General features: G+C 71.0%; 6 protein-coding genes. All 6 read left to right on the forward strand.

All coding sequences use genetic code 11. From position 1 onward, the window contains the following. Positions 1–16 precede the first annotated feature (16 nt). Positions 17–7,225 (forward strand): amino acid adenylation domain-containing protein, encoded by a 7,209-nt coding sequence (locus tag ACIBK8_RS09040; protein WP_399041011.1) that lies wholly within the window; start codon positions 17–19, stop codon positions 7,223–7,225. A gap of 160 nt (positions 7,226–7,385) precedes the next feature. Beyond that, positions 7,386–8,021, forward strand: a complete 636-nt coding sequence (locus tag ACIBK8_RS09045) for a LysE family translocator (protein WP_399041012.1) — start codon at positions 7,386–7,388, stop codon at positions 8,019–8,021. Between the two features lie 513 nt (positions 8,022–8,534). Beyond that, positions 8,535–9,131 carry a LysE family translocator gene (locus ACIBK8_RS09050; protein WP_399041013.1) on the forward strand — a complete coding sequence of 199 codons (597 nt, stop codon included), beginning with the start codon at positions 8,535–8,537 and terminating at the stop codon, positions 9,129–9,131. Between the two features lie 44 nt (positions 9,132–9,175). Next, positions 9,176–9,433 (forward strand): acyl carrier protein, encoded by a 258-nt coding sequence (locus ACIBK8_RS09055; protein WP_399041015.1) that lies wholly within the window; start codon positions 9,176–9,178, stop codon positions 9,431–9,433. Between the two features lie 20 nt (positions 9,434–9,453). Further along, on the forward strand, positions 9,454–10,845 hold the full coding sequence (locus tag ACIBK8_RS09060) for a TrpB-like pyridoxal phosphate-dependent enzyme (protein WP_399041016.1): 1,392 nt from the start codon (positions 9,454–9,456) through the stop codon (positions 10,843–10,845). A gap of 22 nt (positions 10,846–10,867) precedes the next feature. Beyond that, positions 10,868–12,781: an FAD/NAD(P)-binding protein gene (locus ACIBK8_RS09065; RefSeq protein WP_399041017.1), complete on the forward strand. Its 1,914-nt coding sequence runs from the start codon at positions 10,868–10,870 to the stop codon at positions 12,779–12,781. Positions 12,782–12,785 lie beyond the last annotated feature (4 nt).

Here is a 12,785-nt window from a genome sequence, read left to right on the forward strand (position 1 = left end):
ATGGAAGTCGCCCGTCATGATCGATCCTGCCGACGGACAGCCGCTGACGGGTTCCCAGTCGGGCATCTGGTACGCCCAGCAGCGCGACCCGGACAGCCCGGCCTACAACTGTGCCGAATACGTCGAGCTGTCCGGACCGCTGGACGCCGACCTCTTCGCGGCGGCGCTGCACCGCGCCGTCGCCGAGGCGCCCTCGCTGCGACTGCGCTTCACCGAGCGCGGCACCGGCGCCGAACCCGTCGCCGTCCTGGCGGGCGACACCGCCGATGACGCGGCTGCCACCCTGCTGCGGATCGACGCCACGGACCGCCCCGACCCGCTCGGATACGCCCTGGAATGGATGCGCGACGACCTGCGCAGGCCGGTCGACCTCGGCACCGGGCCGCTGGTGCGCAACGCCCTGATCCGGCTCGGCACCGACCGGCACCTCTGGTACTTCATGTGCCATCACATCGCCCTGGACGGCTACGGCTTCAGCATGGTCGAGAGCCGGGTCGCCGACCTGTACACCGCTTCGGTGCGCGGCGGCGAGACGCAGCTCCCGCGGTTCGCCGGGCTCGACGGGCTGCTCACCGAGGAAGCCGACTACCGGGCATCGGCCCGCTTCGACCGCGACCGGGACCACTGGCGGGCGGCGCTCGCCGGGGCGGCGGAACCGGCCGGCCTGGCCACCGGAACCGCCCCGCCATCGCCCGGCTTCCTGCGCACCCGGCGGACACAACCCGAGGCGCTGCGCACCGCGGTGGAGCGGGCCGTCGACGAACTGCGCACCACCCGGCCGGAGTTCCAGCTCGCGGCCGTCGCCGCCTATCTGCACCGGGTCACCGGAAGGCCCGACATCGTGCTGGGGCTGCCGTTCGCCGGCCGCCTCGGCTCGGCCGCCGCCCGCATCCCGGCCACCACCGTCAACGTCCTGCCGCTGACGCTCTCCCTGGACCCGTCGCTGACCCCCGCGCAACTCGTCAGGCAGGTGACCCTACGGCTGCGCGACGTCCGCAGGCACGCCCGCTACCGCGGCGAGGACATCCGCCGCGACCTGCGCCTGCCCGCCACCGGACGACGGCTGACCGGCCCGCTGGTCAACGTCGGGATGACGGCGCCCGACCTGCGCTTCGACGGACATCGGGCACAGGTGCACCACCTGTCCGCAGGGCCGGTGGACGACCTCACCATCAGCTTCCGCGAGGACCCGCACGGGGAGAGTGCCGACCTCGCCGTCGACGCCAACCCGGCGCTCTACGGCGAGGCGGAAGCGGCGGCGCACCACGCCCGCCTGCTGACCTTCCTGGGCTCGTTCGCCGCCGCCCCGCAGTCTCCCATCGGCCTCCTGGACACCGTGGCCGACCAGGAACGCGCGGACGTGCCCGAACTCGCGGCCACCACCGACGCGGCGGACGACCCCGGCCCGCAGTCCGGCGCCACCCTGACCGAACTGGTGGCCAGGCAGGTGCGGGCCCGCCCCGAAGCGGTCGCCGTGGTGGACGGCGCCGACCACCTCACCTACCGGCAGCTCGACGCACATGCCAACCGGCTGGCACACGAACTCCTGGCACGGGGCGTGGGCCGGCAGGGCCTGGTCGCTCTGGCGCTGCCCCGCTCGGCGGAGCTGGTGACCGCGATCCTCGCCGTACTCAAGACGGGCGCCGGCTATCTGCCCCTCGACCCGCACCAGCCCGCCGCCCGCACCGCCGCCGTACTGCGCACCGCCCGCCCGGCGCTGCTCGTCACCGACACCCACGCCACGGCGGGGCCGCTGGTGGGGGAGGAGGCGCAGGACCGGCTGGCCCTGGACGATCCGGCGGTGCGCGCGGCCCTCGCCGGCCACCCGGCGACCGCGCCGTCCATCGCCGGGGCGCGTGACACCGACTGCGCGTACGTCATCCACACCTCGGGCTCCACCGGCGTGCCGAAGGGTGTGGTGATCCCGCACCGCAACGTGGTGCGCCTGCTGTCGGCGACCCGCCGCTGGTTCGGGTTCGGCGCCGATGACACCTGGACGCTGTTCCACAGCTATGCCTTCGACTTCTCCGTCTGGGAACTGTTCGGCGCGCTGGTGCACGGCGGACGGCTGGTGGTCGTGCCGTACACCGTCAGCCGCGCACCCGCGGAATTCCTGCGGCTGCTGGTGGACGAACGGGTCACGGTGCTCAACCAGACCCCGACCGCCTTCGGGCAGTTGGCCGCTGCGGACGCCCAAGAACCCGATGCCGGAAAGAAATTGACCCTGCGTCATATCATTCTGGGCGGCGAGGCGCTGCGTCCCGCCGCGCTCGCCGACTGGTACCTGCGGCACGCCGAAGGCGCCCCGCGGATCGTCAACATGTACGGCATCACCGAGACCACCGTGCACGTCACCCACCGCGAGTTGGGCCCCTCCGACGCCGCCCCCGACGCCACAGGGCTGATCGGCTTCCCCCTGCCGGACCTGCGGGTACGGCTGCTGGACAGCGCGCTCTGCCCGGTCCCGCCGGGCGCCGTCGGCGAGATGTACGTGGCGGGCGCCGGACTGGCCCGCGGCTACCTCGGGCAGCCAGGGCTGACCGCCGAGCGGTTCCTGCCCGACCCCTACGGCCCGCCAGGCGCACGGATGTACCGCAGCGGCGACCTCGCCCGCCGCGACCCGCACGGCCGCCTGGACCATCTGGGCCGCGCGGACGACCAGGTCAAGATCCGCGGCTTCCGGATCGAACCGGGCGAGATCGAGGCGGCGCTGCTCAGCCACCCCGCAACCGCACAGTCCGCGGTCGTCGTCCGCACGGACCCCGCCACGGGCGACCGGCTGGTCGCCTACGTGGTCCCGCACCCGGACGCCGAAGCGGACCCCGCCGAACTGCGCCGCCACGCCACCGGCCTGCTGCCCGGCCACATGGTGCCGGCCGCCGTCGTGGTGCTCGACGACCTGCCGCTGACCGCCAACGGCAAGCTGGACCGCGCCGCGCTGCCCGCACCAGGCGCCCTCCCCGGCAACCGCGCCGAGCGCCGCTCCGCCGACGTGCGGGAACAGGTGCTCTGCGGGCTCTTCGCCGACCTGCTCGACGTGGCGCAGGTCGGCCCCGATGACGACTTCTTCGAGCTGGGAGGGCATTCGCTGCTGGCCACCCGCCTGGTCGGCCGGGTCCGCGACGCGCTGGACACCGGCATCGGCGTCCGGGACCTGTTCGAGGCACCGACCCCCACGGCGCTGGCCGCCCGCCTGGACACCGCGGCCCCCGCCCGCCCCCGGCTGGTGCCGGCCACCCGCCCCGAGCGGACGCCCCTGTCCTACGCCCAGCGCCGGCTGTGGTTCCTGCACCGCATGGAGGGACCGAGCCCCACCTACAACATTCCGCTGGCGCTGCGGCTGACCGGCCCGCTGGACGCCGACGCGCTGCGCGGGGCGGTGGCGGACCTGGTGTCACGGCACGAGAGCCTGCGCACCGTCATCCCGCCGGACGACGGCGACCCGTACCAACTCGTGCTACCTGCCGGGCAGGCCACCGTCGAATGGGACGTCCTGGACGTCGAACCGCAGAACCTGGACGCCGAACTCGCCGCAGCCGCCCGCTTCTCCTTCGACCTGACCGGCCATCTACCGCTGCGCGCCCGGCTGTTGCGCGCCACACCCGACGACCACGTGCTGCTGTTGTTGCTGCACCACTCGGCAGGCGACGACTGGTCGCTCGCCCCGCTGGCCGACGACCTGGCCGACGCCTACACGGCCCGGCGGGAAGGCACCGCCCCACGGCGCGCCCCGCTGCCCGTGCAGTACGCCGACTACACCCTCTGGCAGCGCGAACTGCTCGCCGACGAGGGCGACCTGACCGCCACTCAACTCGCCTTCTGGGCCGAGCGGCTGGCCGGCATCCCCGACCAGCTCGACCTGCCGACGGACCGCACCCGCCCGGCCGTCGCAGGTCACCGCGGCGCCTGCGTCCCGGTGCGCATCGACGCGGACCTGCACCAGGAACTGCGGGCCCTGGCGCAGCACTGCGGGGCGACGGTGTTCATGACCCTCCAGGCCGGGCTCGCCGCCCTGCTCACCCGCCTCGGCGCCGGGAGCGACATCCCGCTCGGCAGCCCGGTGGCGGGCCGCGCGGACCGCGCCCTGGAGGACCTGGTCGGATTCTTCGCCAACACCCTGGTCCTGCGCACCGACACCTCGGGCGACCCCGGCTTCGCCGAGCTGCTGGCACGGGTGCGGGCCGGTGACCTCGCCGCCTTCGACCACCAGGACGTGCCGTTCGAGCGGCTGGTCGAGGAGTTGCGCCCGACGCGCTCGCCCGCGCGCCACCCGCTGTTCCAGGTCATGCTCTCCTACGGTGCCGGGCGCCCCGACCCGCGGCTGCCGGGGATCTCGGCCCGGCCGGTCCGGGTGCACAACGGCTCCGCGAAGTTCGACCTGACCCTGTCGCTGAGCGACACACCCGGCGGGGACGGCATCGAGGGATTCCTGGAATACGCCACCGACCTCTTCGACGAGTCGACCGCCCAGGCCCTCACCGAACGGCTGCTGCGGCTGCTGCGGCAGGCCGTCGACGATCCCCAGCTGCCCCTCAGCCGGCTGGAGATCCTCTCCGACGCCGAGCGGACCACGATGGTCCACGACTGGAACGACACCGCCGCGCCGGTGGACCCGCGCAGCTTCCCCGAGATGTTCGAGGAACAGGCCCGCCTGCACCCGGACCGGGAAGCGCTGATCGCAGGGCCGCACCGCCTGACGTACCGTCAGGTCAACGTCCTGGCCAACCGTTTGGCACACCACCTGGCCCAGCTCGGGGTCGGGCCCGAGGAAACCGTCGGCATCCATCTGCCGCGCAGCGCCGAGATGGTCGTGGGCCTGCTCGCCGTACAGAAGGCCGGTGGCGCCTTCGTCCCGCTGGAACCGACGTGGCCCGCCCTGCGGATCGCCGGCATCGTCGACAACGCGCGGCCGGTCGCCGTCCTCACCACAGCGGAGGACGCGGACGGCCTGCCGGACACGGTGACCCCCGTCGAACTCGACCTGACCGGCGACTGGTTCGCGGGACAGCCCGAGAGCGACCCGGGCGTCCCCCTCGACCCGGAAAACCTGGCGTACGTCATCTACACCTCGGGGTCGACCGGCACCCCCAAGGGCGCCATGATCAGGCACCAGGCCATCAGCAACCGGCTGCCCTGGCAGATCGGTCTTCTCGGCCTCACCCCGGACGATCCGGTGCTGCACAAGGCGCCGCTGACCTTCGACATCTCCGTCAACGAGATCTTCCTGCCGCTGGCCGCCGGCGCGCCCCTGGTGGTCGCCGACGCGGGACGCGAGGGCGATGTCGCGCACCTCCTGGAGCTGATCGGACGCGAGCGGATCGCCTTCGTCTACATCGTCTCGTCGATCCTCGACATCATGCTGGAGCGCGACGACATCGCGACGGCCGGCGCCTCGCTCAAGCATGTGTGGTGCGGTGGCGAAGTGCTCACCCCCGAACTCTTCCGGCGCTTCCGTGACCGGCTGGGCGACGCCACCATGTACCACGGCTACGGGCCCGCCGAGACCACGATCGGGGTGACCTGCCAGGTCTACCGCGGCGACGCCGAAGCGGGCATCACCATCGGCCGTCCGAACCCCAACACCCGGGTGCATGTGCTCGATACGGCGATGAACCCGGTGCCGGTCGGGGTGCCGGGCGAGCTGTACCTGGGCGGCGTCCCGCTGGGCCGCGGCTACCTCGGCGACCCCCGGCGCACCGCGGTCTCGTTCGTCCCCGATCCCTTCTCCGGCGAACCGGGCGCCCGGCTGTACCGCAGCGGCGACCTGGCCCGCTACCGCGCGGACGGGAACATCGAGTTCCTGGGCCGGGTGGACAACCAGATCAAGATCCGCGGGGTGCGGGTGGAGCTGGAGGAGATCGAGTCCGTACTCAGCCGCCATCCCGGCGTCCGCCAGGCCGTGGTGCTGGTACGGAAGGGCGGCCCCGGCGGCGACCACTTGGCCTCCTGGTACACACCGGACACGGCACAGCCGGCCGTGGCGGGCGACGAACTGCTGGCCTGGCTGCGCACCGCACTTCCCGAGTACATGGTGCCGCGCGAGTGCCACCTGGTGCCCGCGTTCCCGCTGATGACCTCGGGCAAGGTGGACCGCAAGGCGCTCGCCGCCCGCGCGGACGAGGCGGCGGCATCCGACGGCGCGCGGGCCGCAGGCCCGTACGCCGAGCCGCGCAACGACACCGAGCGCATGGTCGCCGAGGTGTGGGAGCAGGCCCTGGGCGTGCAACAGGTCGGCGCGCACGACAACTTCTTCGACCTGGGCGGCCACTCCCTGCTGCTGGCCCGGGTGCAGACGGCGCTGCGCACCCGGCTCGGCTGGGACGTACCGGTGCTCGACCTCTTCACCCGCCCGACCGTGTCCGGCCTCGCGGAATACCTCGACAACCGTGACGGCCAGGCACCGCCCGGCGCCTCGGGCGCGGGCAGCCGCGAGGCGCTCGGCGTCCTGCTGCCGCTGCGCACCGACGGCGAGCTGCCACCGCTGTTCTGCCTTCACCCGGCGTCCGGCCTGAGCTGGCCGTTCGCCGGCCTGCGCCAGCACATCGACGCGGCCCGCCCGCTGTACGGCATCCAGAGCCGGGCGCTGACCGGGGAGCTGCCGGCGGCCGGTTCGCTGGAGGACATGGCGGCCGAGTACATCGAGCACGTCCGGCAGGTCCAGCCGCACGGCCCGTACCACCTCGTCGGCTGGTCGTACGGCGGCGTCGTCGCGCACACCATGGCCACCCGGCTGCGACAGGAGGGGGAGCAGGTCGCCCTGCTGGGGATGCTCGACTCGTACCCCCGCTACCCCTGGGAGAAGCTGGCCGACGACCACGAGCAGCAGGCACTGCGCTCCCTGCTCTACATGTCGCACTACGACCTGTCACAGCTGGACGACGAGCCGCTGGACCGTGAGCGCGTCATGGCGGTCATCGCCGAACGCGGCGGGGTGCTCTCCGAGCTGGCGGCGCCCACCATCCAGGGGGTGATGGACACCTTCGTCTCGTCGGCGGTGCTCCAACAGGGCGTGACACACCGGGTGTTCGACGGCGACCTGCTCTTCTTCACCGCCACCGTCGACCCCGTGGACGCGGCACTGACCCACCGGGACTGGAAGCCCTACGTGGACGGCACGATCGAGAACCACAACGTCACCTGCCGCCACAAGGACATGACCCGCAACGGCCCGCTGGCGGAGATCGGCCGCCACCTCGACCGCAGGCTGCGCGACCTGCGGGGCTGAACCCGTCCGGCGAAGCGGGGCCGGGCCCGGACATCGGGCCCGGCCCCCGCACGGCCTTCCCTGCCGCCCGGTGCCTGTCCGGCCGATCTTGTACGGCTCTAAACTGCCAGGGGCGGGGCCCGAGCTCCGCTCCCGCTCGTCGCCAGTACAGGAGCCCGCAGTGACGACCACCTTCGTCAGCTTTTCCCTCTTCGCGCTGTTGGTGACGGTGGCTCCGGGGCCCGACACCCTCCTGGTGCTGCGCAACTGCGTACGCGGCGGGCGCTTCTCGGGTATCGCGACCGCGCTCGGCGCGTCAGCGGGCTCGCTCGCCTGGGCGATGGCCGCGGCCGTCGGACTGGCAGCCGTGCTCCAGCGCTGGGACGCGGCGTTCGCCGCGGTCCGCCTGGCGGGTGCCGCCTACCTGGTCTTCCTGGGTGTGCAGAGCCTGTGGGCCTGCCGCCGCGGTGCCGGAGGCGGCCCGGAGCTGTCCGGCGAATCGTCCGCCCCGGCCCCGACCGCCGGACGGGCCTTCCGCCAGGGGCTGTTGAGCTGCCTGCTCAACCCCAAGGTGGGCGTCTTCTTCGTGGCGGTGGTCCCGCAGTTCCTGCCCGACGGCCACTCGACGCTGTCGGTGACCCTGGCCTTCGGCGTCATCGACGCCGCCATCGCCGCGCTGTGGCTGACGCTGGTGGCGGTGTTCGCGGCCCGGACGCTCACCTGGCTGCGGCGCCCGCGGGTGAACACGGTCCTGGAGCGGACCGCCGCCGGCGTCCTGATGGCGCTGGGCATCGCCACGGCCGTCGAGAGTTCCTGATCCCCTGCCTGGACGGATGGTTGGTGGCTGCTGCCTTCAAGCGCAGCTGAGACGGCCGCCACGCGCCGTATGTGAACACGGCATCGGAGCCGGCCCGGCCGACCCCTCACCGCCTTGCGGTGTACCGGTGCATTTCCGCGAAGAGGAAGTGGAATGCTGAACTACCAGTTCAGCATTCGGGCCGGAGTATAGGCGTGGCCGAAATTGCACGCCCTCGTGCGGAATATCCATCGTGACGCGTTCGCAGGCACACTTCGCGGTGGCCGAAATCGGCACTTACTGATCCGTAAACCTCCGTCCCGCACCAAGACTTCTTCAAGAAGCTGGTTGCTTGGGTCGATCGGAGCGGCTACTGTTTCAAATGTTGCGATTGTGAGTTCGGGGGATTTCGGGCCTTGGAGGGGGGTCCTTTCGATTGGCTCTGCAAGCCTTGCTGCCACGCTGCGGCCGAATGGCAATTGAAATCGTGGCAGTCCCGTGGTGAATGGGGCTTTCATTGCGACGGTTTTCGCGATGGTGGCCGCCCCGGGACCGTCATTCATGGTGTTGGTGAATGAAACTCTGCGTTTCGGACGCGGGGCCGGCTTGGTGACAATTCTCGGTAGCAGTACCGGATTGCTCATGTGGGCGGCGACCTCCGCCCTGGGGCTGGCCGCCCTGACGCAGACGTCCGAACTGGTGTTCACCATCTTCAAGCTGGCCGGCGCAGCCTACCTCTGTTATCTCGCGGTGATGACGGTGCGCAACCGGCGGAACTTCGGGCACCGGCCGCCGGAAGCGCCGGAGGGGCGTGACACGGCAACCCTCTGGCGGTCCTACCGGTCGGGCCTGGTCACCAGTGCCGCCAATCCCAAGATGGCCACCGTATACCTGGCCCTGATCCCACAGTTCCTACCCGCAGGCGGCGGCTCGCCCGCCGATGTGATCACGCTGACCGCGGTGCAGATCCTGATCAGCGCCGCCTGGTACGCAGTGGTGGTCACGCTGGTCGGCCTGGCCCGGCGGCTGCTGGCCATGCCGGCGGTACGGATGGGGCTGGCCTGGGTGAGCGCAGCGGTCCTGCTGCTGCTCGGACTGCGCACCGCGGTGATGACGAGTTCCATGCTTTAGCCCAACGGCTGGAAAAGCGAAGAACGCTCCAGGGGAGAGGAAACTTGACGCCTCCAGAGAAGGTTGAATCCCGGGTACGCGAGATTATCGCGGCCGTACTCGGCCCGGCCGCACCGGCTGAGATCGGACGCGACGACGAGTTGCACGCGATCGGCATCGAGTCGCTCAGTATTCTTGAAATCGCGGTCCGAGTCGAAGAGGAATGCGGCATCAAGATCGGCGACAGTGAGCTCTTTCGGGCTTCGCTGACGCGGGTCGGTGATCTCGTGAAGTTGGTCCAGTCGCACGTTGACAATTCCTAGGAACAAGGATCGGAAACGCCATGCTGAATTCGGCAGAGACCTCGCTGACCGCGGAAGAAATCGTTCCCACGCACTGGTACAACGTGCTGTCCGACCTCAACGGCGTCGAGGACGCGGCGAAGCTGCGTCAGGCACGGCCGGAGACCCGCAAGGACGGCGCCGCGGTCACCCCGCAGATCCCGCTGTCGATGTACCGGCAGAGCATGGGCCGGGAGCGGTTCGTGGAGATACCGGAGCGGGTGCGCGAGGAGTACCTGCGCTGGCGGCCGACCCCGCTCCACCGGGCCCGGCGGCTGGAGCAGTTGCTCGACACCCCGGCCCGCATCTACTACAAGTACGAGGGCACCAACACCACGGGCAGCCACAAACTGAACACGGCGCTGGCCCAGGCCTATTACTACAAGCAGGCCGGCATCACCAGCCTGACCACCGGCACAGGTGCCGGCCAGTGGGGCTCGGCCCTCGCTGTCGCCTGCCGCATCTTCGGCCTTGAGTGCACCGTCTACATGGTCCGGGTCAGCTACGACCAGAAGCCCTACCGCCGGATCATGATGGAGATGAACGGGGCCAAGGTCATCTCCAGCCCTCATGAGAACTCCGAGGCCGGGCGCGCCGCGCTGGCCCGCGACCCGCACACCGACGGCAGCCTGTCCATCGCCAACGCGGAAGCCTTCGAGCACGCCCGCCAGGTGGAGGGCTGCAACCTCTCGGTGGGCAGTGGGGAGAACCACGTCCTGCTGCACCAGACGGTCATCGGGCAGGAGGCGATCCGGCAGTTCCGCGCCATCGGCGACTTCCCGGATGTCGTGATCGGCTCGGTCGGCGCGGGCAGCAACTTCTCCGGCATCACCCTGCCGTTCTTCCACGAGAAGGTGCGCGAGAACCTGGACACCCGGTTCGTCGCGGTGGAGCCGGAGGCATGCCCGAAGCTCACCAAGGGCCGCTACGCCTGGGACTACAACGACTACACCGGCATCACGCCGATGACCAAGATGTACACCCTGGGCCACACCTTCGTCTCCCCGGGCATCCACGCCGGCGGTCTGCGCTACCACGGCGCCGCTCCGCTGGTGAGCGCGATGTACCACCAGAAGCTGATCGAGGCGGTCGCCTACCCGCAACGCGCGGTGTTCGAGGCCGGTATCACCTTCTCCCAGGAGGAGGGCATCATCCCGGCCCCCGAGTCGGCGCACGCCATCCGGGGCGCGATCGAGGAGGCACTGCTGGCCAAGAAGGAAGGCAGGGAGAAGGTCATCCTGTTCAACCTCAGCGGCCACGGGTTGCTCGACCTGTCGGCCTACCACCAGTTCCTCAACGGCAACATGACCGACATGGCGGCCTCGGACGAGTCCATCGCCGCATCGCTCGACCGCCTGCCGGTCATGGACGACCTCGGCGCAGCAGCGCGCTGAGGACGAGGATGGGGGACAGGTCGTGCGACACCTGACTGACGAGGTGCTGAACGTCGCGATCGTGGGCACAGGTCCGCGCGGGATCTCCGTCTTCGAGCGGATCCTGGCCAACCTGACGGCCGAGCCGGAGCCGTCGAGCGTCCGCATCTGGTTGATCGACGCGGTGGAACTGGGAGCCGGGCGGATCTGGCGGACCGGCCAGGAAACCTGCTTCCTGATGAACACGGTGGTCGGCGAGATCAGCATGTTCTCGGGAGTCTCCGAGGCCGGGCCGGGCCGGCCGGGCGCCGGCCCGTCCTTCCAGCAGTGGCTGCGCACCCAGCCGGACCCGGCGCTGTCGGGTCTGGGCCGCGACGACTACGCACCGAGGTACGCCTACGGCAGGTACCTGCGCCATGTGTACGACGCGGTGCTGCGTGGCGCGTCCGGGCTCGGCGAGGTCGTCGAAGTGGCCGGCAAGGTGACCTCGCTGCGCGAGGACGGGGACGGCTACGAGCTGCGCGTGTCCACCGCCGACGACGAGCTGACCGTGACCGCCGACGCCGTGGTGATCACCACAGGGCACGGCCGGGCGGAACTGTCCGAGCAGCAGTCCGAGCTGGCGCGGTTCGCGCAGGACCGGCCCGAACTGCGGTACTTCAGCGGGGACTCGGCCGCCGACCTGGGACTCGCCTCGATCGCGCCGGGCACCGCGGTCGGTGTGGTGGGACTCGGCCTGTCCTTCTACGACATCCTGATGTCCTTCACCATCGGTCGTGGCGGGAAGTTCAAGGAGAGCGTCGGCGGGGCGATGTTCTACGTCCCCAGCGGCAACGAACCCTCTGTGGTGGCCAGTTCGCGCACCGGGTTACCGATCCACTCGCGGGGCCGCAACCAGAAGGGGGTGACCGACCGTCCGGCGCCGAAGTTCCTCACCTCGGCCGCCATCGGCCGGCTGCGCGAACGCAATGTGGCACAGCGAGGCGACCCGGCCCTGGATTTCGACCGGGACGTGGCCCACCTCCTGCACGCTGAGATCAACTATGTGTACTACACCACCCAGGCGAGGACCCAGCACGGGCCGGAACGCGCCGATGCCGTCGGCGCCGAGTTGCTCGCCCTCGGCCCGGAACCGGAAAGCTGGCCCGAGGTGGCACGGCGCCACGGACTCCAGGATGCGGAGCTGGTCGACCTCGACCACCTGTCCCGGCCCTTCAAGGGCAAACGTTTCGCCTCCGGTGCCGGTCTGCTCGCCGAGATACGGCGCATCATGCGCGCCGACATCGTGGAGGCCGGCCAGGGCAACGTGGACAGCCCGCTCAAGGCCGCGCTCGACGCCATCCGCGACTCCCGCGAAGTCCTGCGGCACGCCGTGGACTTCGGAGGACTGACCCCGCGCTCCCATCGGAGCGACTTCCTCGGCCGGTTCGTCTCGCGCACCTCACTGCTGTTCACCGGACCACCACTGGAACGCACCGCGCAGTTCCTGGCGTTGATCGACGCCGGGGTGCTCGACGTGGTGGGGCCGGACGTGGTGCACGGATGCGACGCCGAGCGGGGCCGGTTCTTCCTGGAGTCACCCGCTGTCGCAGACTCGCGCAAGCACTGCGACGTGCTCATCGACTCGCGGATCCCGACCGCAGGTCTGACCCGTAACACCGATCCGCTGATGAGGCAGCTGGTCGACGAGAGGATGGCCGTCGGGTTCACCCACGCCACCACGGAAGACCGCTTCGAAACCGGCGCACTGCACATCACCCCGGCCGAGCGCCGGGTGATCGCCGCCGACGGCCGGCCGCACCGGGCCCTGTACGCGCTGGGCATCCCCACCGAAGGGGCGTGCTGGTTCACCCAGATCGGCAACGGCCGGCCCGGCGTGCAGACCTCGTTCTCCAGGGACGCCGACGTGATCGCACTCAGCCTGCTGCGCCGGGCCAAGTCCAACGCCTTCAAGTGATCGG

It is taken from the genome of Streptomyces sp. NPDC050161, from assembly GCF_044460025.1.
Classification (GTDB): Bacteria; Actinomycetota; Actinomycetes; order Streptomycetales; family Streptomycetaceae; genus Streptomyces.